The organism is Pseudomonas sp. 14P_8.1_Bac3 (assembly GCF_025466085.1).
Taxonomy (GTDB): Bacteria; Pseudomonadota; Gammaproteobacteria; order Pseudomonadales; family Pseudomonadaceae; genus Aquipseudomonas.
In genome coordinates this window covers 1-19,205 of the sequence record NZ_JANLOD010000047.1, presented here as the reverse complement: position 1 = coordinate 19,205, position 19,205 = coordinate 1, and the positions used below count along the sequence as shown (strand labels likewise).

Sequence of the window (19,205 nt, the reverse complement as noted above, 5' to 3'; positions counted from 1 at the left end):
GGGGGCCTGACTCATGCAAACCACAACCGAGAAAAACCGGTCTGCCCAGCGATCGCCGTTCGATACGGCGGTCATTTTGCTGATGATCGGCATCACGCTGCTGGTGATCTGGCTTTCACTCACCAACCGTACGCTCTGGGCCGCTCACTGGCCCGGTTACAGCGACATGCTGTCGGGGCTTCCCGAGCCGAGTGCCTGGCTGCGCTGGGTACTCGGCGACATCAGCGAAGTGGCGTTCTACAAGCACGAATTCGCCTCGATCGGACTGTTGGCGGGCGCCTATCTGGCCTATTGGGCGAACCGGACGCGCAAATCCTGGCAAGGTTTTGCCATCGCCTACGGCAGCGGCTTATGGCCGTGGCTGGTCACCAGTTCGTTGCTCGGGCTGCTGCTGAGCAACCTGATGTGGGGCTGGACGGTGACCGCCACCAGTTGGCAACCCACTTTTGCCGCGTTTGTTTCACTGCCGGCGGCGATGGTGTTGATGTTCGGTGGCGGCTGGAAGGTCACGATCAACGGGGCAATTTTGGGCGCCGTGCTCGTCACACCGATGTGTTTGCTCATGGTCAATTACGTGTGCAACCCGCTCGGCTTGCCCGTCGTGATTGGCAATGTCTCCGGCATGGCCATCGCCAGCGTGTTGGCCTTTTTGCTCTGCCGCTATCTGCCGGGCCTGGTGAAACCCACGGCGCCGGTGCAACCGTCCGACCCTGCACCCGAGCCCACCAGGGCGCCTGACTACGGGGTGATCTGGAGTCTGCGTCGAATCCTCGCCGACTTTTCGGAAGCGCCGTTCTTTGGCAACGAATGGGCGAGCCTCGGCCTGATCCTGGGCGCTCTGCTGGCGTTCACGCTGAATCCGTTGAGCCCGGTTTACGGCTCGGCCTTGCTGCCACAGCTGATCGCGGCGCAAGCGCTGACCTCGGCGCTGGGTGTGGTGATCTGGCGTCGGCACTGGATCGCCTATGGCTGGTATCCCACCTACGTTCCGCTGGTGTCGGTGGTGCCGGCGGCGCTGCTGACCTATGGCGGTAGCTGGCAGGTGATTGTCATGAGCGCACTGCTCGGGGCCTTGATTGCACCGCCTCTGGCGTGGGCGATAGCGAAGCGGTTGCCGGCGGACATGCACGGGTTCATTGGCAACGTGCTGTCCATGGCCCTTAGTACGCTGCTGACCATTCCGTTCATCGGCTTCCTGCTCACCCACTGACCCACCCTGTTATCCGGCTGCAGCGCGAACGCGGTGCAGCCGCCCTCATCACAGCAAAGCGAGGTAGCACATGGACTTACCCACACTGGCCATTGCGGCGCTCGGCGGCACCGTGAGCATGCAAGCCAGGAACGCCGGCGGAGGCGTCATCCCGACCATCAGTGGCGAAACCCTGCTGGCTTCCGTCCCCGAGTTGTCGTCATTGGCCCGGGTGAAGATCGAAACACTTGGATTGTTGCCCAGTGCCTCACTGGATTTCGAGTTTCTGCTGAGCGTGCTGTCCTGGGCGAATTTCCAGATCAAGCAAGGCGCTGCAGGCGTCGTCATCCTCCAGGGCACCGATACCCTGGAAGAAACCGCGACCTTTTTTGACTACTTATGGGACCACCCCGAGCCGTTGATCCTGACCGGCGCCATGCGTTCGGCGGCGCAGCCGGGGGCGGACGGTCCGGCGAACCTGCTGGATGCCTGTCGGGTAGCCATGGCAGACCGTAGCCGCGGTCGCGGCGTGCAGGTGGTCATGAACGGGCAAATTCACTCGGCAAACGCCGTGCGCAAAAGCGACTCGCTGGCGTTGCAGGCGTTCAATTCAGCCATCGTCGGGCCTGCGGGCCTGATGGTGGAGGACACCGTTCGCTATCTGCGCCCACCCTGCCCGCGCAAAACCCTGCCGTTGCCATTGCAGACCTCACAGCGGATTGCGCTGCTGGAAGCGTCGCTTTCTGCGGACAACCTGCTGCTGGAAAACATCATCGCCATGGGCTACGACGGACTGGTCATTGCGGGTTTCGGTGCGGGGCATGTATCCGGGGGCTGGGCGGATGCCATTGAGGCCGTTGCCGAAAAGATCCCGGTGGTGATTGCCACACGGACCGGTTCAGGCTCGACGGCTCGGTCGAGCTACGGGTTTATCGGCAGCGAGATGGATTTGCTCGGCAGGGGGGCGTTGATGGCGGGGTTTCTCTGTCCGCGCAAAGCCAGGATTCTGCTGTGGTTGCTGGTGGGATGCCAGCGACAGGATGAGCTGGCGCTTTTCCTCGCCCACGACTGACACACCCCACTGTAGGAGCGAGCTTGCTCGCGAAAAAACGTCCTGACAACGCGTTCATCCAGAATGAGCGCGTCATCGTTGACGTCCATCGTCGGAGCGCCGCCCGGAGCAAGCTCGCTCCTACAGGAAGCGGGGCGTGCTAAGGCTTGTGCGCCCGGGACAGGAATTCGTGGGATTGCATTTCCAGCAACCGGCTGAGGGTGCGCTGGAATTCGAAGTTCAGGCGACCACCGGTATAGAGGTCCTTCAGCTCGACTTCAGCAGAAATGATCAACTTGACGTTACGGTCGTAGAACTCGTCGACCATGTTGATGAAGCGGCGCGCGATGTCGTCGGTGGTGACGCTCATCTGCTCGACACCGCTGAGCAACACGGCGTGGAAGATCTTGCCCAGTTCGATGTAATCGTTCTGGCTGCGCGGGCCATCGCACAGTTCACGGAAGTCGAACCAGGCCACGTCATCGCAAGTACGCAAGGCACGAATTTCGCGGTTCTCGATAATCAGCACATCGTTTTCGATGGCGGCGGTGCATTCCGGCGTCAGTGCGCGGAAGCTCTTGCGCAGGCTTTCGTTGGACGCTTCGTCCAGCGGAAAATGGAACAGCTCCGCTTGCTCAAGGTGACGCAGGCGATAATCGACGCCGCTGTCGACGTTGACGATCTCGGTGTTCTGTTTGATCAGCGCGATGGCTGGCAGGAATCTCGCACGTTGCAGGCCGTCCTTGTACAGGCCGTCCGGCACGATGTTCGACGTCGCGACCAGGGTCACGCCATTCTTGAACAGCTCTTCCATCAGCGTGCCGAGGATCATCGCGTCGGTGATGTCGGAGACGAAGAATTCATCGAAGCAGATCACCCGCGACTCATCTGAGAAACGCTTGGCGATGATGGTCAGCGGATTTTTCTCGCCGCCGAGGGTTTTCATTTCTTCGTGCACGCGCTTCATGAAGCGGTGGAAGTGCGTGCGAGTCTTTTCCTTGAACGGCAGCGCTTCGAAGAAGGTGTCGACCAGGTAAGTCTTGCCGCGACCCACGCCGCCCCAGAAGTACAGGCCCTTGACCGGCGCCTGATCCTTCTTGCCAAACAGTTTGCCGAGCAGGCCCGGTTTGTTTTGCGAGGCCGCGACCAGATCGTCGTACAGGCGCTGCAAATGGCGCACGGCGGTTTCCTGCGCGGCGTCATGGAAGAATTCCGGGCGTTTCAGATCAGCTTGATATCGTTCTAGGGGCGTCATAATTCGTTAGCAAGGCAACAAAAACGGGCCGTCACTGTAGCGATGGCCCGTGGGAATGGCAATCAGCCCTTGGTCGGGCCGCGCCGTTGATTATTCCTGAACCGGCGTCAGCGCGACCCGCAGGGCATCGATCGCGCTGTCGCGAGCGGCGCTGTCGGCGAAGGCCGGGCTGTCGCCGACGCACTCGCCTTCCAGCCAGACGCTGAAGCTCAGGTCTTCGCTGCGCACGTCCAGTGGCTGGCCCGCTTGCAGTTGCTTGGTCACCTGACCGGCGGTCTTGCCGTCGGCGAAATTGCGCGACAGCAGCAGTTGCTCGCCATCGGCTGCCAGCAGGCGGAAACGGAAACTGCCATCGTCTTCGCGGAAGCTGACAAAACGCGCGGCTTTCGCGGCTTTCTTTTTGGTGGTCGCCGCGACCTGGGTCTGGGCGACAAACGAACGCAGGCCGACCGCTTCACGCAGTTCCTGAAGAAACGGCGTCGCCACCGAACGGGCCTTCCTGGCGCCGACCTGCAGCATGTCTTCCAGGTCTGCCGGGCGTTCGATCAACTGGTGATAGCGCTCACGGGACTCGCCAAGTTCGCTGTCGAGCAGCTGGAACAGGCGATTCTTCGCCTCGCCCCAACCCAGTCCCTGCAGCAGTTCGCTGCGGAATTCGTCGGACTGCGCCGGAGTGGCGAAGGCCTGGAACAAGGTGAACAGGTGCGAATTGTCCGGATCTTTCGCTTCGCCCGGTGCCCGGGAGTCGGTGACGATCCGCGAGATCGCGTCTTTCATGTCCTTGGCGCTGCTGAACAACGGAATGGTGTTGTCGTAGCTTTTCGACATCTTGCGACCGTCGAGACCGGGCAGCGTGGCCACGCTTTCTTCGATCAACGCTTCGGGCATGGTGAAGAATTCCTTGCCCTGACCGAACAGGTGGTTGAAACGCTGGCCGATGTCCCGCGCCATTTCCACATGCTGGATCTGGTCACGACCGACCGGCACCTTGTGCGCGTTGAACATCAGAATGTCCGCGGCCATCAACACCGGGTAGCTGTACAGGCCCATGGTGATGCCGGCGTCCGGGTCTTCACCGGTTTCGACGTTCTTGTCCACCGAGGCCTTGTAGGCGTGGGCGCGGTTGAGCAGGCCCTTGGCGGCGACGCAGGTCAGCAGCCAGGTCAGCTCGGGGATTTCCGGGATGTCGGACTGGCGGTAGAACGTCACGCGGTCCACGTCGAGGCCACCGGCCAGCCAGGTCGCGGCGATTTCCAGACGCGAACGCTGGATGCGCAGCGGGTCATCGCATTTGATCAGGGCGTGGTAGTCGGCCAGAAAGTAGAACGAATCGACATTGCTGTCACGGCTGGCCAGGATCGCCGGGCGGATGGCGCCGGCGTAGTTGCCCAGGTGCGGCGTGCCGGTGGTGGTGATGCCAGTGAGGATACGGGTACGAGTCGTCATGGGTAATCGCTTGTCAGACTGCAATCAATTCGAAAGACGCGGCAGGATCAGATCCTTGAGATCGGTCAGCTTGCCATGAAAAAAGTGCCCGCATTCTGCCACTTTCAGCAGCTCATGGGGACGCTCGAGTTTCGCGGACCAGTCGTAGACGGCTTGCGGGTCGATGACTTCGTCGGTTTCCGGCTGGATCAGGGTCAGCTCGCCGTGCTGCGGCAGTTGATCCTGATCACCGAGGCGCATGACCGCCGGCGCGACCATGAACAGATGTTTCAAGTGTTCGCCCTTGGCTTCCAGGCGTCCGCCGAGACTTGCGGCAACAAAACCGCCGAAGGAGAAACCGAACAACGTCAGCGGCAAGCCGGGATGTTTCGACCGCAGCCATTGCGCCGCGGCCTGGGCATCGTCGACCTCGCCTGTGCCCATGTCGTGCGTGCCTGCGCTGGCACCGACGCCCCGGTAATTGAAACGCAAGGTAATCAAACCGGCATCGCGCGCGGTGCGCTGCAGGGTCGACACGACTTTATTGAGCATGGTGCCGCCCTGCACCGGGTTTGGATGGCAGATCAGCGCCAGGCCGCGGGGCTGCTCAATCTCCAGATACAAAGCTTCCAGTTGACCGACCGGGCCATCAATCACTACAGGGGTTTCGCGCATAAGCAAGGAAGGAACTCCGTGACCTCGAATCGGGTCGACTCGTCTAGCAAATTGTCTGTGCCAGTCTATTGCGAGTGAATCGCGGTATACAGCGCAGGTTCGAGCCGTTAACGTAAAGCAAAGCCGTTTATAGAGGAAGGACTCGTGGAACACTCGCTCTTAGTTTGGTTGTTGCCGACTCTTGCCCTGGTCGTGGGTGTCGCCATTGGATTCCTGATCGCTCGCCTGGTGCCGAATGCCGCTCCCAGCAGCACGCAACGTCAGCTGGATGACGTTCAGGAACGTTTCGACAGTTATCAGAACGAGGTGGTTACCCACTTCAACAGCACCGCTTCCCTGGTCAAGAAACTGACTCAGAGCTATCAGGAAGTGCAGGATCATCTCGCCGAGGGTGCCAATCGTCTGGCCCTGGACGAGCAGACCCGCCAACGCCTGCTGGCCTCGCTGCACGCCGATGCGGCAGCGGCCCCACGTGAACGCCTGACGCCACCGCGCAATCAGGAGCCGCCTCGCGACTACGCCCCGAAAGCCCCTAACGCGCCGGGCATGCTCGATGAGCATTACGGTCTGAAGAAGTAATCAGGTTTCGCGCGATACCAAAAGCCCCCGGATGATCACTCGTCCGGGGGCTTTTTTGTTTCCATTATTTCTGCTGGGCGGTTGGGCTCTTCGCGAGCAAGCCCGCTCCCACAGGAGATCACCTCAGCCAAGCACCTCGCTGGCCACCTGGTCCACCGCACTTTGGGTGATGTCGACGATCAAGTCCGCGTCGGCTTCGGTCAGGATCAGTGGCGGTGCGAAGCCGAGAATGTCGCCATGGGGCATCGCGCGGGCGATCATGCCGCGCTCCAGGCACGCCGCCGAGACCTTCGGCCCCACCTTCAACGCCGCATCGAACGGTGTGCGCTGCTCACGGTCCGCCATGAATTCGACCGCCGCCAGCATGCCGTCGCCGCGCACCTCGCCCACCAGCGGATGACCTTCCAGCACCTCGCGCAACCGACGGTTGAGGTAACTGCCGACCTTCTGCGCGTTCGCCGTCAGGTTTTCCCGCTCAAGAATATCGAGGTTGGCCAAGGCCGCGGCGGCGCAAATCGGGTGGCCGGAGTACGTCCAGCCGTGGCCCATGGCACCTTGTGATTCGGAAGCCTTTTCGATCACATCCCAGACTTTTTCACCGACGATCACCGCCGACAAGGGTGCATAGGCACTGGTCAGGCCTTTAGCGGTGGTGATCAAATCCGGACGCATTCCGTAACGCTGGCTGCCCATCTTCGAGCCCAGGCGACCAAAGGCACAGACCACCTCGTCGGCAATCAACAGCACGTCGTATTTGTTCAGCACCGCTTGAATCGCCGCCCAATAACCGGCCGGCGGCACGATGATCCCGCCGGTGCCCATCAACGGTTCACCGATGAACGCCGCGACGGTGTCCGGCCCTTCCGCCAAGATCATTTTTTCCAGCTCGTCGGCGCAATACCGCACAAACGTGGCTTCATCCATCCCGGCCGGCGCCTTGCGATACCAATGCGGGCACACCGTGTGCTTGATGCCTTGCTCCGGCAGATCGAAATGCTGATGGAAGGTCGGCAGGCCGGTCAGGCTGCCAGTCATGATGCCCGAGCCGTGATAACCACGGTCGCGGGAGATGATTTTCTTCTTCTGCGGACGCCCCAGCACGTTGTTGTAGTAACGCACCAGTTTGATCTGGGTTTCGTTGGCGTCGGAGCCGGACAGGCCGTAGTAGACCTTTTTCATGCCCTCCGGCGCCCAGTCCATGATGCGGCTGGACAGCTCGATGATCGCCTCGGTCGAGTGGCCGACGTAGGTGTGGTAATAGGCCAGTTCCTTGGCTTGCTTGTAGATCGCATCGGCGACTTCGGTGCGACCGTAGCCGATGTTCACGCAATACAAACCGGCAAAGGCGTCGATGAATTCACGGCCTTCGTGGTCGCGAATGCGGATGCCCGACGCGCTCTTGATGATGCGCCCCTTGAGCGCGCCACTGGCGTGGTCGTGGGCGTGGGTCGACGGGTGCATGAAGTGCGCGCGGTCTTGTTCGAACAGCGTGTCGAGTTCTTGGCTCATGGTGGATCTCCTTAGAACTGGCCTTGATGGTGCAGGCAAAAGTATTTGGTTTCGACAAAGGCGTCGAAGCCCTCGGTGCCGCCTTCGCGGCCAAGGCCCGAGGCTTTCATGCCACCGAACGGGATCGGATGGCCGGTGAACTTGACGCCGTTGACCGCGACCATGGCGTGGTCGAGACGACGAATCAGCGGGTAGATCAGGTCCAGGCGATTGGAACAAATGTAGGCGGCCAGACCGTATTCGGTGTCATTGGCCATCTCGATGGCCTGCTCGAGGCTGTCGAATGGCATCACGCCGGCAATCGGCGCGAAGTTCTCTTCGCGGTAGATGCGCATCTCGGGCGTGACATCGGCCAGCACCGTCGGTTGATAGAACAATCCCCCCAATGCGTGGGCCTCACCGCCGACCAGCCGTTGGGCGCCCCGTTGCACGGCATCCGCCACACGGGCGGCGGTGACCTCTAGCGCGGCCTGATGCATCAACGGCCCGATATCGACGCTTTGCTCCTGTTGACCGACCAGCGCCGGGCCGACCCGCAATTCGCGTACTGCCGCCGCGAAGCGCTGGAGGAAGGCCGGGTAGATCGAGCGCTCGACCATGATCCGGTTGGCGGCGCAGCAATCCTGACCAGAGGTCTGGAACTTGGCCTCGACCGCGACCTTCACGGCCAGCTCCAGATCGGCATCCGCGCACACAATGAATGGCGCGTTGCCGCCCAATTCCAGCGAGACTTTCTTCACATCCTGAGCGGCGGCCTGCAGGACCAACCGACCGACGCGGGTCGATCCGGTGAAGCTGACCGAGCGCACGCGGGCGTCCTGCACCAGCGTCTCCATGGCCATTTGCGGTTCACCCAGGACCACGTTGAAGACACCCGCCGGGAAGCCGGCCTCCTCCGCCAGTTGCGCCAGGGCCAGGGCCGAAAACGGCGTTTCGTGGGCCGGTTTGATCACCACGGTGCAACCGGCGGCGAGTGCCGCCGCGGCTTTGCGGGTGATCATCGCCGAGGGGAAGTTCCAGGGTGTCAGCAGGGCGCAGACGCCGACCGGCTCCTTCAGCGTCCCCAGGTGCGCACCGGGGATATGACTGGGTATGTTCTGCCCGTACAGGCGGCGCGCTTCTTCGGCGAACCACGGAATGAAACTCGCCGCGTAGGCGATCTCGCCACGGGACTCGGCCAGTGGCTTGCCCTGCTCCTGACTGAGGATGCGCGCGAGGTCTTCCTGATGCTCAAGCATCAACGCCGCCCAGCGCCGCAGGATCGTGGCCCGGGCGTCGAGGCTCTGCTCGCGCCAACCGGCAAAGGCCCGGTGCGCCGCATCGACCGCGGCGACTATTTGCGGCCGGTCGAGCATCGGCACATGCCCCATCAATTGCTGGTCGGCCGGGTTGTGCACGGCAACACTGTGGCCGCTGTCGCTGTGCACCCAATGCCCATCGACGTAGCAAAGGGCTTTGAACAGCAGTGGATGTTTGTATGTCATGGCGTTCACTCCAAACCGTGTGCGTGAACCCATGCTAGGGCAGCGGGGGCCGGCAGATTTGGCGTTTGGCGGGGGCTGGCAGGTGGTTTTTTCTGATTGGGCGGGGGTGAACAGCTGATTTTGCGGTTGGAGCAAAACGATTGTGGGCGCTAGCTCCCACAGGGTTTTCGGGGGTGTTCAGGATTCTTGCGACAACTCGGCCGGCAAGGCGCCAGCGGTCTTGATGGTCTTGGTGACGATGTAGGTGAAATAACGCTCGATGCCCAGGTCATCGAGCAGCAACTGATCGATAAAACGCTGGTAATGATCGATGTCCGGCGCCTGGATCATCGCCATGTAATCGACGCCGCCACCGGTGGCGTAGCAGAACGCGACTTCAGCGGACTCGCGCATGCGCTGCTCGAAACGCCGCATGTCCTGAGCCGTGTGCCGGGCCAGGGTAATTTCCACTAGCACCTGCTGGCTTTTGAACACGGCGTTCCAGTCGATTTGCGCGCGGTAGCCTTTGATCAGCCCCAGCGCCTCCAGTTTGCGCACCCGCTCCCAGGCCGGGGTCACCGACAGATTGATCGCCTCGGCCAGACTCGACTTGGTAATCCGACCGTCTTCGGCGAGGATCCGCAGGATATTCAGGTCATAGCGATCGAGTTTGTGCATGGGTCGGTGATCTCCTGAATAAATAAAAAACCCCTGTAGGAGTGAGCACGCTCCGGGCGGCATTCCGACGATGCACCGTTGGGCATCAGGCACCCCGCGTTTTCGTTAACGTCCATCGCGAGCGAGCACGCTCCTACAGGGGGACCTTAGTCCAGTATGTCGGCAATCACCGCAAGGGTGTCGCCACACTGCACCAACCCCGGGAAATGCCGCGCCGCGAGCAAGCCGCTGCGGGCCGCGCGGTACTCCACCGGCGCCACGCCGCTGCGGGTGGCGTCGTAGACCCGGGCGATCACTTCGCCTTTGTCCACGGTGTCGCCCAGGTCGCGGCACATTTCCAGCAAACCGTCGTGCTCGCTGGCGATGAAGCAATCGCCATCGGGCATGTCGAGCATGATCGACGGCGCCGACTGCATCTTGCCTTCGACGATCCCGGCATGAATCAGCAGATTACGCACGCCGCGCTCGGCAATCGCCACGCTGCGCGCAGTGGACGAACCGCCACCGCCCAACTCCGTGGTGACGAACACCTTGCCCTGGGATTCGGCGGCAGTGTCGTACATCGCCCCGGCATCCAGTTCCAGCATGCGCATGCTGTAAGGCGCATTGAACGCGCGCATGCCGGCTTCACATTGCGCCTGCTGGCGTTTGTCGGGCAGCACATGACACGCGGCAAATGGCAGGAAATCCAGGGTGCGACCGCCGGAATGAATGTCCAGGACGATGTCCGCCAGGGGCAACAACGTCCGGTTGAAATAATCGGCAATTTTCTCGGTGACGGTGCCGTCCGGTTTGCCGGGAAAACTGCGATTGAGGTTGCCTTTGTCGATCGGTGATGTGCGCCGACCGGCATGGAACGCCGGCGTGTTCATGAACGGAACGATGATCACCCGCCCGGTCACCTCGGCAGCCGTAAGACGGTGGGCCAGTTTGCTCAGCGCAACCGGCCCTTCGTATTCGTCACCGTGGTTACCGCCGCTCAACAGTGCGGTCGGCCCCTGACCACGCTGGATCACCGTGACCGGAATCATCACCGCGCCCCAGGCCGAGTCGTCCCGCGAGTAAGGCAGTTTGAGAAACCCGTGCTGCACGCCTTCACGGGCGAAATCCACCGTGGCGCTGATCGGGTTTTCTGGCAGTTCGCTCATGGCTCAATCCTTCACGAACAGTTGGCGCGGCACAGTGCACAGCGTTTCGACGCCGGTCTCGGTGATCAGGATGCTTTCGGTGATTTCCAGCCCCCAGTCGTCCATCCACAGGCCCGGCATGAAGTGGAACGTCATACCCGGTTGCAACACGCTGCTGTCGCCGGGGCGCAGGCTCATGGTGCGCTCGCCCCAGTCCGGCGGATAACTGATCCCGATCGGATAGCCGCAACGGCTGTCCTTGTGGATGCCGAACTTCTCCAGCACCTTGAAAAACGCCACGGCAATGTCGCCGGTGGTGTTGCCCGGTTTCGCCGCGTCCAGCCCCGCGGCAATGCCTTCGACCACGGCTTTTTCGCCTTCGAGAAAATGTTGCGGCGGTTTACCCAGGTAGATCGTGCGCGACAACGGGCAGTGATAACGCTTGTAGCACCCGGCTATTTCGAAGAATGTCCCGGCGCCTTTTTCGAACGGCGTATCGTCCCAGGTCAGGTGCGGCGCGCTGGCGTCGGCGCCGGTTGGTAACAGCGGCACGATAGCCGGGTAGTCGCCACCATGGCCATCGGCGCCAAGGATGCCGCTGCTGTAGATCTCGGCCACCAGTTCGTTCTTGCGCATGCCCGGTTCGATCCGCTCGAGGATCCGCCCGTGCATGTTCTCGACGATGCGCGCGGCAATGCGCATGTAGGCGATTTCCTGGGGCGACTTGATTGCCCGCTGCCAGTTCACCAGCCCGACGGCGTCGATCAGGGTGGCTTTCGGCAGGTGTCGTTGCAGCGACAGATACGCGGCCGCACTGAAGTAGTAGTTGTCCATTTCCACGCCGATGGTCAGCGCGTCCCAGCCGCGGGCGCTGATGACTTCCTGTGACAGGTAATCCATCGGATGCCGTTCCCGGGACTGCACGTAAATGTCCGGGTAGCCGACGATGTTCTGGTGCTGCATGAACACCGTGCGCCTGGCACCGTTGGCATCCTGCCCGCGACCGAACCACACCGGCTCGCCGTCGAGCGCCAGCAGCACGCATTGGTGAACATAGAACGACCAACCGTCGTAGCCCGTCAGCCAGGCCATGTTCGACGGATCGGTCACCAGCAACAGCTCGATGCCCTGGGTTTGCATGGCCGCTCGAACCTTGGCCAGACGCTGGGCGTACTCTTCCCGTTCGAACGGGAGATTGACGACTATCTGAGACATGCACATGCCCTCTGATAAATGACGCACGGATGAAAAAAACGTTTAGCTGCCGAACTGAAAACCCTTGCCGGCCGAGCGCGCGCGCTCGAAGGCCAGATTGGCCATGGCCGTGTCCTGAGCTCCGGTGCCGGTGAGGTCGCACAACGTGATCTGCGAGGCATCGGTGCGACCGGGGTGCTGACCCGCGAGGATCTGGCCCAGCTCCGTCAGGCCCGATTCGTCGGTGATAGCGCCGGCCACCAGGGCGTGATGCAACTCGCCAAGAATGCGCGTCTGGCTCAGGCGATCCGCCACGTAACGATCGACCCTGGCCAGCGCCTGGGGGGAAATTTCGTTCTTGTGTTCGGCGTCCGAGCCCATGGCGGTGATATGCAGGCCGGGGTGCAAGTGACGCGCTTCAATCAGCGGTTCACGGCTCGGCGTACAGGTCACGGCGATGTCCGCGTCAGCGATGGCCTCTTCGATGCTCGCGCAAGCGCTGACCGTCAGCCCGGTAGTGCGCGCCAGCCCGGCGCTGAAGTCTTCGGCCTTGGCGATGTCCCGTGTCCAGACGCGGACCGACTCAATCGGCCGCACCAGACGCAACGCCTGAAGCTGCAACGCGGCTTGCTCACCCGCACCGATCAAGGCCACGCAGCAACTGTCGACCCGCGACAGGGCTCGCGCCGCGACCGCACCCGCCGCCGCGGTGCGGACAGCGGTCAGGTAACCGTTGTCCAGCAACAAGGCGTCCAGCAAACCGGTGCGCGCCGACAACAACATCATCATGCCGTTGAGGCTCGGCAGGCCCAGTGTGGGGTTATCGAAAAAACCCGGACTGACTTTGATCGCGAACCGCTCGAGACCTGGCAGGTAAGCGGTTTTCACGTCCACTTCACCGTTATGCTGCGCAATATCCAGACGCAAGATCGGCGGCATTGCCACGTCCGCCGTGGCCAACAGCACGAAGGCCTGTTCGATGGCGTCGATGACCGACACATCCAGCGCCACGCAGGCGCGCAGATCCGCTTCGCTCAATAAAGTGATTCCGCTCATCAACGCAGCGCTCCCGTCAGTGTTTGGTTGGGGTTCATGCATCGGCTCCGGCAAGTACGCGCAGATGCTGATCGACATCGACGTTGCGACCGCTGACCACCACCACGATCGGTCCGCGCGGCTCGATCAGGCCATCGAGCAGCGCGGCGATGCCGACCGCCGCCGCGCCTTCGAGCACCAGGCGCTCTTCGCGATAGGCATGGCGCATGGCATTGGCAATGGAGGCTTCGCTGAGCAGGTGCAGGTGATCGCACAGCTCGCGGGTCAGGCTGAAGGTGTAACGGTTGTCCAGGCCGATGCCGCCGCCGAGCGAATCGGCGAGGGTCGGCAGCTCTTCGACTACCACGGGATAACCGGCCGCGAGGCTGGCGTGCATGGCCGCACCGCGCGCCATGCTGATGCCATGAGTGACGATATTCCGGCTGGCACTTTTGAGCGCCAGCGCCACACCGGCAAACAGACCACCACCGGACAACGGCAGCAGGACCTGCGTCACGTCGGGTTGTTGTTCGAGGATTTCCAGGCCCAGCGTGCCCTGCCCCGCGATGATGGCCGGGTGATCGAACGGCGGCAGCAAGGTCGCGCCCTCATCGCTGGCAATGCGCTCGGCCTGACGCTGGGCGTCGTCCTGGGACCGACCGAAAACGCACACCTCGGCACCCAGGTCGCGAATGGCCTGAACCTTGTTTGCCGGCACCAACTGCGACAGGCAAATAGTCGCCTTCACGCCTTGGCGGGAAGCGGCATACGCCAGCGCGCGACCGTGATTGCCGGTCGATGCTGCCACGACGCCACGACTTTTTTCCTCGGCACTGAGCTGCGCCACCGCATGGCTTGCACCGCGCAACTTAAAGCTGCCGGTGATTTGCCGGGATTCGAGCTTGAGGTAAACCGCCACGCCCAGGCGCTGTGAAAGGCTGGGCGAATATTCCATCGGGGTCCGCCGAACCAGCGATTCGATGCGCTGGCGAGCGAGGTAAATATCCTGTAGCTGCAACGTTGCCATGACCGCGTCCCGACGGAGGTGTTGGGCGCAGTCTAAGAGGACTGGATTGTCGCAATGAATGTACTAGGGCAATTTAGCCGACAAACTTTTCGCCGTCTTTTCCCCGGTCAGAAGTCATGGATTTGCGGGTACTGGCCGAAGATCTCGCGCATGCTCATCAGTGCGTCACGCATTTCTTCATCGCTGCATTCGGCGCCGACACACATCCTCACCGCCCGGGCCCGGGGCGTGCCACGTACGGTGAACGGGTCAGGCGAGGTGACCGCAATGTGCCGGTGACGCAGGGCCCGCACCAGACTGTCGACTTCCCAATGCGCCGGAATCCCGACCCAGGCGTTCAAGGCATGGGGATGCTGCCCCAGCAGGAACTCGCCCAGGTATTCGCTGACCATCGCCTGCCGCCCGGCCAGCAATTGACGCTGCAAAGCCACGAGGGTGTCGGCGCGACCGTCGCGAATCCAGCGCGCCGCGATCTCCGACACCATGGGCGTGGCCATCCAGCTGTTGACTCGCAGGATGCTCTCGGTGCGCAACGCCAGCCGCTTGGGCATGACCAGATAGCCGACGCGTAAACCGGTGAGCACCGACTTGGTCATGCTGGTGCAATAGAACGACAGTTCCGGCAGGTAGTGACTGATCGGCGGTGCGTGGCGCTCATCCAGCAGCGGGCCATACACGTCGTCCTCAATGATGTGCACGCCGAACCGTCGGGCAATGTCGGCGATTTCCCGGCGACGACTGTCCGGCATCAGGGTCGTGGTCGGGTTGTTCAGGTTCGGCGTGCACACCAGCGCGGTGATGCGCTCGTTGCTGCACATGTCTTCAAAGTGTTCCGGGTCGATGCCATATCGGTCCATCTCCAAGCCTTTGAGGGTAAACCCCAACACCTGGGAATTGCCGATGACGCCATGGTCGGTGATGCCTTCACACAACACCACGTCGTCTGGGCCGGCCAGTGAGGCCAGGGCAAGGAACACCGCGTGCGCCGCGCCATTGGTGATCAGGATATCGTCGCGTTCTACCCGCAGGCCCAGCTTTGCGATCCAGTGCATCGCGGCTTCGCGGTGCGATTCGAAACCGGCGATCGGACGAAAGGCGCGAATCCACGGCTGGTCTTCTTCCGTGCTGAGCGCCCGGCAGGTGTCGCGCCAGCACTGATCGTGCTCGCGGGTGTGGAGGATCCGTGCGATAGAAAAGTCCACCAGCGCCCGTTCGGGGCTGTCGAGAATATAGGTCGCCACCCGGTCGCTCATGCGCCGCGAGACAAAGCTGCCGCGCCCGACTTCGCAACGCACCAGGCCCTGGCGCTCCAGTTCCTTGTAAGCATTGGTCACCGTCTGCACGCTGATACCCATGGCATCGGCCACCTGCCGCTGGGGTGGCAGGCGCTGATCGTTGGCCAGCACACCCTGCTCGATGTCTTCGGCGATGGCCTGCACCAGGATCTTGTATTTGGATTCGCCGCTGCGGGCGATCTCCAAAGCTGCTTTCCACTTCTCCATCAGCGCTAAAACCCGCGTAAATGCCAGTGCCGACAGCATCCCGCGAGAATCCCTGCAAAGCAATTGTCCTAGTGCAATGCAATGATGGCCGGGGCTTTTGTATGCTCGGTCCAAGGTCGATGCCCGGGCTTGTCAGCAAGCCCTCACAAAAATACCAATCGATCTGTACCCAGGCGGTGTCCCATTCAATGGAACCAGCCTTTGTACGCTTTGCTCTTGTAACACTGCCTCCTACCACAGAGCCGTCAACGACGGGTCCACAAGAAACAGGAGATTTTATCGATGAGCAATTTCCCTTCCCGCACGACCCCTGCATTGCGTTGCCTGTTCGTGGCCTGCGCGATATTCGGCCTGGCCGCCAGCGCCCACGCCGCGACTACGCTGGAAACCGTCAAACAAAACAGCAGCATCCGCATCGGCTACGCCAACGAAACCCCTTTTGCCTTTACTGAAACCGACGGCAGGGTCACCGGTGAGTCGCCGGAAATCGCCAAGGCGATCTTCGAGAAAATGGGCATCAAGAAAGTCGACGGCGTGTTGACCGAGTGGGGCTCGTTGATTCCGGGTTTGCGCGCCGGACGTTTTGATGTGATCGCGGCCGGCATGTACATCACCCCGGCGCGCTGCAAGCAAGTGCTGTTTACCGATCCGCAGTACCAGTTGCCGGACGCCCTGCTGACCGCCAAGGGCAATCCGAAAAACCTGCACAGCTATGAAGACATCGCCAGGAACCCGGATGTGAAACTGGCGATCATGGCCGGCACGGTGAACCTGGCGTATGCGCGGGATTCGGGGGTGAAGGATGCGCAGATTCTTCAGGTGCCGGACACGACCGCACAACTGCAAGCCGTACGGGCCGGGCGTGCCGATGCGGCCGTGGGCACTCAGTTGACCATGAAAGGCCTGGCTTCCAAGGGCGGCGAGAAAGTCGAAGCGGTTACCGAGTTCAAGGACGATCCGTCGCACATCGGTTACGGCGCCCTCGCCTTCCGTCCGGAAGACAAGGACCTGCGTGACGCGGTCAACGCCGAACTGAAAAAGTGGCTGGGCTCCGAGGAGCACCTCAAGGCCGTCGCCCCGTTCGGGTTCGACAAATCCAACGTGACCAGCAAAACGGCTGCCGAGCTCTGCGCTCAATAGTCGAAACAGGCATGGCGCTGCGGCGCGATGCCTATTTCCCTGCTTAATCCGGATGGCCAGGTTTAAACCATGGGTGAATTACTTCCGCTGTTGATACAAGGCGCCTGGGTCACGCTCCAGGTGACGGTGTTCGGCTCGCTGCTGGCCATCGTCGCCGCCATCCTCGCGGCGCTGGGACGCATGTCGCCATGGCGAGCGTTGCGCTGGTTTTCCATTGCCTACATTGAAGTGTTTCGCGGCACGTCGTTGCTGGTGCAATTGTTCTGGCTGTTTTTTGTATTGCCCTTGCCGCCGTTCAACGTCGAGTTGAGTTCATACAGCGTGGCCATCGTCGGCCTCGGTTTGCACATCGGTGCTTACGGTGCGGAAGTGATGCGCGGTGCGATCGGCTCCGTCGCCAAGGGTCAGTACGAAGCGTCCACGGCGCTGAACTTCAGCGGCTACAAGCGTTTTCGCCGGATCATTCTGCCGCAGGCACTGCTGGCGGCCATTCCGCCGGGCACCAACCTGCTGATCGAATTGCTGAAAAACACCTCGCTGGTGTCGTTGATTACCTTGTCGGACTTGAGCTTCCGCGCTCGTCAACTCGATCAGGCGACGTTCCAGACCCTGGAGATTTTCAGCCTGGCCCTGGTGATGTATTTCATCCTGGCCCAGGCCATCAACCTCGGCATGCGCCAGCTTGAACGGCGCCTGGCGCGCGGACGGATGCGTGGAGGTCTGTCATGACCCTGTTCGACTGGACCTATGCCTGGCAAATCCTGCCCGACTTGCTGCAGGCCTCGCTCAACACCGTGGGCATTACCCTGATCGGTTTCCTGATCGCCATCGTGCTGGGCTTGTTCCTGGCCATCGGCCGCCGCAGTCGCAGGCTGTGGCTCTCGCTGCCGGCGACCGGGGTGATCGAGTTCATTCGCAGCACGCCGCTGCTGATCCAGGTGTATTTCCTCTATTACGTGCTGCCCAACTACGGCGTCAGCATGAGCGCCATGCAAGTGGGCATTCTCGGCATCGGCCTGCATTACGCCTGTTACATCGCCGAGGTCTATCGCGGTGGCCTCGATGCCGTGCCACGCGCGCAATGGGAGGCGGTCACCGCGCTGAACATCGCCCCGTACAGCGCCTATCGCAACATCATTCTGCCCCAGGCCCTGCGGCCGATCCTGCCGCCGTTGGGCAACTACCTGGTGGCGATGCTCAAAGACACGCCGGTGCTGTCGGCGATTACCGTGGTGGAAATCATGCAACAGGCCAAGAACATCGGCTCCGAGAACTTCCGCTACCTGGAGCCGATCACCATGGTCGGTCTGTTTTTCCTCGCCCTGAGCATCGCTTTGGCTTATCTGGTACGGCGCCTTGAAGTGCGCCTGGAGCTACGCTAATGACTTCTCCACTCTCGACACCCAGCGACTTTTCCCGACACAGCACCCCGCCCCCGCTGCATCCGCAGGAGGCCACGGCCATGCAGGCAACCCAGGCGGTCAAACCGATCGTCAGTTTCCAGGACGTCACCAAGAGCTACGGCAACTTCACGGTGCTCGATCACTTGAACCTCGATGTCACGCCGGGCGAGAAAGTCGCGATCATCGGTCCCAGCGGCTCGGGCAAATCCACGCTGTTACGGGTACTGATGACGCTCGAAGGCATCGACGACGGGTTGATCCGCATCGAAGACGACTTGCTGACCCACATGCACAACCGCAATGGCGTATTGGTGCCTGCCAACGATCGGCACATCCGTCGGGTGCGCGGCAAGATCGGCATGGTGTTCCAGAGTTTCAACCTGTTCCCGCACATGACGGCGTTGCAAAACGTGATCGAGGCGCCCGTGCAGGTGCTCGGCATGAAACCCGCCGAGGCACGTGAGCGCGCCGCAGACTTGCTGGAACTGGTGGGGCTGGGTAGCAAGCTTGGGCATTACCCGTCGCAATTGTCCGGCGGCCAGCAGCAACGGGTGGCGATCGCCCGGGCGCTGGCAATGCGCCCGAAAGTCATGCTGTTCGATGAAGTGACCTCAGCCCTCGACCCGGAACTGTGTGGCGAAGTGCTTAACGTCATCCGCAAGCTCGGCACCGAGCACAACCTGACCATGCTGATGGTCACGCACCAGATGGGCTTCGCTCGGGAGTTCGCGGATCGCGTGTGTTTTTTCTACAAGGGGCAGATTCACGAGCAGGGCACGCCAGCGCAGATATTCGAACACCCGCAGCAGGAACGCACCTGCGCATTTCTCAGCGCGGTGAAAGAAGCAAATTAGATAAAGAGACAGGGCAGATACGCATGTGGGAGCGAGCCTGCTCGCGATGGCGGCGAATCAGAAACCAAGATATTTTTTTCAAACCGTCATAGCCAGCCC

Annotated in this window: 18 protein-coding genes; 7 read left to right on the top strand and 11 right to left on the bottom strand. The window is 61.7% G+C overall.

The features are described from left to right. Window positions 1-13: 13 nt before the first annotated feature. Together NTD84_RS12240 and NTD84_RS12235 are read left to right on the top strand one after the other, a co-directional pair. On the top strand, window positions 14-1,210 hold the full coding sequence (locus tag NTD84_RS12240; RefSeq protein WP_262165657.1) for a hypothetical protein: 1,197 nt from the start codon (window positions 14-16) through the stop codon (window positions 1,208-1,210). 70 nt (window positions 1,211-1,280) lie between these two features. Next, window positions 1,281-2,261, top strand: coding sequence for an asparaginase (locus NTD84_RS12235; RefSeq protein WP_262165655.1), 981 nt, complete (start codon window positions 1,281-1,283; stop codon window positions 2,259-2,261). A gap of 139 nt (window positions 2,262-2,400) precedes the next feature. Here the strand turns inward: NTD84_RS12235 and zapE are convergent, their stop codons facing one another. From zapE to NTD84_RS12220, 3 genes are all read right to left on the bottom strand, one after another. Next, the gene (zapE, locus tag NTD84_RS12230) at window positions 2,401-3,495 is read right to left on the bottom strand and encodes a cell division protein ZapE (RefSeq protein WP_262165653.1); all 1,095 of its coding nucleotides are present in this window, start codon (window positions 3,493-3,495) and stop codon (window positions 2,401-2,403) included. 90 nt (window positions 3,496-3,585) lie between these two features. After that, on the bottom strand, window positions 3,586-4,941 hold the full coding sequence (locus NTD84_RS12225; protein ID WP_262165652.1) for a tryptophan--tRNA ligase: 1,356 nt from the start codon (window positions 4,939-4,941) through the stop codon (window positions 3,586-3,588). Between the two features lie 24 nt (window positions 4,942-4,965). Beyond that, window positions 4,966-5,595: an alpha/beta hydrolase gene (locus NTD84_RS12220; protein ID WP_262165651.1), complete on the bottom strand. Its 630-nt coding sequence runs from the start codon at window positions 5,593-5,595 to the stop codon at window positions 4,966-4,968. 144 nt (window positions 5,596-5,739) lie between these two features. Between NTD84_RS12220 and NTD84_RS12215 the strand changes: the two genes are divergently transcribed. Continuing rightward, a complete protein-coding gene (locus NTD84_RS12215; protein ID WP_262165649.1) occupies window positions 5,740-6,174 on the top strand; it encodes a YhcB family protein in 435 nt (144 codons plus the stop codon). 123 nt (window positions 6,175-6,297) lie between these two features. On the opposite strand, the gene NTD84_RS12210 is transcribed toward NTD84_RS12215, so the two are convergent. The 8 genes from NTD84_RS12210 to NTD84_RS12175 all read right to left on the bottom strand — a co-directional run bounded on the left by NTD84_RS12210 (window position 6,298) and on the right by NTD84_RS12175 (window position 15,709). Next, window positions 6,298-7,683 carry an aspartate aminotransferase family protein gene (locus NTD84_RS12210; protein ID WP_262165648.1) on the bottom strand — a complete coding sequence of 462 codons (1,386 nt, stop codon included), beginning with the start codon at window positions 7,681-7,683 and terminating at the stop codon, window positions 6,298-6,300. Between the two features lie 11 nt (window positions 7,684-7,694). Then, window positions 7,695-9,167, bottom strand: a complete 1,473-nt coding sequence (locus tag NTD84_RS12205; protein WP_262165645.1) for an NAD-dependent succinate-semialdehyde dehydrogenase — start codon at window positions 9,165-9,167, stop codon at window positions 7,695-7,697. Between the two features lie 177 nt (window positions 9,168-9,344). After that, on the bottom strand, window positions 9,345-9,824 hold the full coding sequence (locus NTD84_RS12200) for an Lrp/AsnC family transcriptional regulator (RefSeq protein ID WP_262165643.1): 480 nt from the start codon (window positions 9,822-9,824) through the stop codon (window positions 9,345-9,347). A 146-nt stretch (window positions 9,825-9,970) separates the two neighbouring features. Further along, window positions 9,971-10,972 (bottom strand): N(2)-acetyl-L-2,4-diaminobutanoate deacetylase DoeB, encoded by a 1,002-nt coding sequence (gene doeB / locus NTD84_RS12195; RefSeq protein ID WP_262165641.1) that lies wholly within the window; start codon window positions 10,970-10,972, stop codon window positions 9,971-9,973. A 3-nt stretch (window positions 10,973-10,975) separates the two neighbouring features. After that, window positions 10,976-12,166 (bottom strand): ectoine hydrolase DoeA, encoded by a 1,191-nt coding sequence (gene doeA / locus NTD84_RS12190; protein WP_262165639.1) that lies wholly within the window; start codon window positions 12,164-12,166, stop codon window positions 10,976-10,978. A 42-nt stretch (window positions 12,167-12,208) separates the two neighbouring features. Continuing rightward, window positions 12,209-13,201 carry an ectoine utilization protein EutC gene (eutC, locus tag NTD84_RS12185; protein ID WP_262165636.1) on the bottom strand — a complete coding sequence of 331 codons (993 nt, stop codon included), beginning with the start codon at window positions 13,199-13,201 and terminating at the stop codon, window positions 12,209-12,211. 34 nt (window positions 13,202-13,235) lie between these two features. Then, window positions 13,236-14,207, bottom strand: coding sequence for a hydroxyectoine utilization dehydratase EutB (gene eutB, locus NTD84_RS12180; protein WP_262165634.1), 972 nt, complete (start codon window positions 14,205-14,207; stop codon window positions 13,236-13,238). Between the two features lie 107 nt (window positions 14,208-14,314). Continuing rightward, window positions 14,315-15,709, bottom strand: coding sequence for a PLP-dependent aminotransferase family protein (locus NTD84_RS12175; RefSeq protein ID WP_262165893.1), 1,395 nt, complete (start codon window positions 15,707-15,709; stop codon window positions 14,315-14,317). Window positions 15,710-15,991: 282 nt separating this feature from the next. Here NTD84_RS12175 and ehuB point away from each other — a divergent pair, with 282 nt between their 5' ends. The 4 genes from ehuB (at window position 15,992) to ehuA (ending at window position 19,106) form a co-directional block, all read left to right on the top strand. Continuing rightward, window positions 15,992-16,849 carry an ectoine/hydroxyectoine ABC transporter substrate-binding protein EhuB gene (gene ehuB / locus NTD84_RS12170; protein ID WP_262165632.1) on the top strand — a complete coding sequence of 286 codons (858 nt, stop codon included), beginning with the start codon at window positions 15,992-15,994 and terminating at the stop codon, window positions 16,847-16,849. Between the two features lie 69 nt (window positions 16,850-16,918). Further along, window positions 16,919-17,578 carry an ectoine/hydroxyectoine ABC transporter permease subunit EhuC gene (gene ehuC, locus NTD84_RS12165; RefSeq protein ID WP_262165629.1) on the top strand — a complete coding sequence of 220 codons (660 nt, stop codon included), beginning with the start codon at window positions 16,919-16,921 and terminating at the stop codon, window positions 17,576-17,578. After that, on the top strand, window positions 17,575-18,231 hold the full coding sequence (gene ehuD, locus NTD84_RS12160; RefSeq protein ID WP_262165626.1) for an ectoine/hydroxyectoine ABC transporter permease subunit EhuD: 657 nt from the start codon (window positions 17,575-17,577) through the stop codon (window positions 18,229-18,231). The genes ehuC and ehuD overlap by 4 nt, the downstream gene beginning before the upstream one ends. An 80-nt stretch (window positions 18,232-18,311) precedes the next feature. Further along, window positions 18,312-19,106: an ectoine/hydroxyectoine ABC transporter ATP-binding protein EhuA gene (gene ehuA / locus NTD84_RS12155; protein WP_262165891.1), complete on the top strand. Its 795-nt coding sequence runs from the start codon at window positions 18,312-18,314 to the stop codon at window positions 19,104-19,106. Window positions 19,107-19,205 lie beyond the last annotated feature (99 nt).

Excerpts from the sequence above, each read along its gene's own strand:
- NTD84_RS12240 (WP_262165657.1), top strand. The coding sequence starts at position 14 with ATGCAAACCACAACCGAGAAAAACCGGTCTGCCCAGCGATCGCCGTTC.
- NTD84_RS12235 (WP_262165655.1), top strand. The coding sequence starts at position 1,281 with ATGGACTTACCCACACTGGCCATTGCGGCGCTCGGCGGCACCGTGAGC.
- zapE (WP_262165653.1), bottom strand. The coding sequence starts at position 3,495 with ATGACGCCCCTAGAACGATATCAAGCTGATCTGAAACGCCCGGAATTC.
- NTD84_RS12225 (WP_262165652.1), bottom strand. The coding sequence starts at position 4,941 with ATGACGACTCGTACCCGTATCCTCACTGGCATCACCACCACCGGCACG.
- NTD84_RS12220 (WP_262165651.1), bottom strand. The coding sequence starts at position 5,595 with ATGCGCGAAACCCCTGTAGTGATTGATGGCCCGGTCGGTCAACTGGAA.
- NTD84_RS12210 (WP_262165648.1), bottom strand. The coding sequence starts at position 7,683 with ATGAGCCAAGAACTCGACACGCTGTTCGAACAAGACCGCGCGCACTTC.
- NTD84_RS12205 (WP_262165645.1), bottom strand. The coding sequence starts at position 9,167 with ATGACATACAAACATCCACTGCTGTTCAAAGCCCTTTGCTACGTCGAT.
- NTD84_RS12200 (WP_262165643.1), bottom strand. The coding sequence starts at position 9,824 with ATGCACAAACTCGATCGCTATGACCTGAATATCCTGCGGATCCTCGCC.
- doeB (WP_262165641.1), bottom strand. The coding sequence starts at position 10,972 with ATGAGCGAACTGCCAGAAAACCCGATCAGCGCCACGGTGGATTTCGCC.
- doeA (WP_262165639.1), bottom strand. The coding sequence starts at position 12,166 with ATGTCTCAGATAGTCGTCAATCTCCCGTTCGAACGGGAAGAGTACGCC.
- eutC (WP_262165636.1), bottom strand. The coding sequence starts at position 13,201 with ATGAGCGGAATCACTTTATTGAGCGAAGCGGATCTGCGCGCCTGCGTG.
- eutB (WP_262165634.1), bottom strand. The coding sequence starts at position 14,207 with ATGGCAACGTTGCAGCTACAGGATATTTACCTCGCTCGCCAGCGCATC.
- NTD84_RS12175 (WP_262165893.1), bottom strand. The coding sequence starts at position 15,709 with ATGGAGAAGTGGAAAGCAGCTTTGGAGATCGCCCGCAGCGGCGAATCC.
- ehuB (WP_262165632.1), top strand. The coding sequence starts at position 15,992 with ATGAGCAATTTCCCTTCCCGCACGACCCCTGCATTGCGTTGCCTGTTC.
- ehuC (WP_262165629.1), top strand. The coding sequence starts at position 16,919 with ATGGGTGAATTACTTCCGCTGTTGATACAAGGCGCCTGGGTCACGCTC.
- ehuD (WP_262165626.1), top strand. The coding sequence starts at position 17,575 with ATGACCCTGTTCGACTGGACCTATGCCTGGCAAATCCTGCCCGACTTG.
- ehuA (WP_262165891.1), top strand. The coding sequence starts at position 18,312 with ATGCAGGCAACCCAGGCGGTCAAACCGATCGTCAGTTTCCAGGACGTC.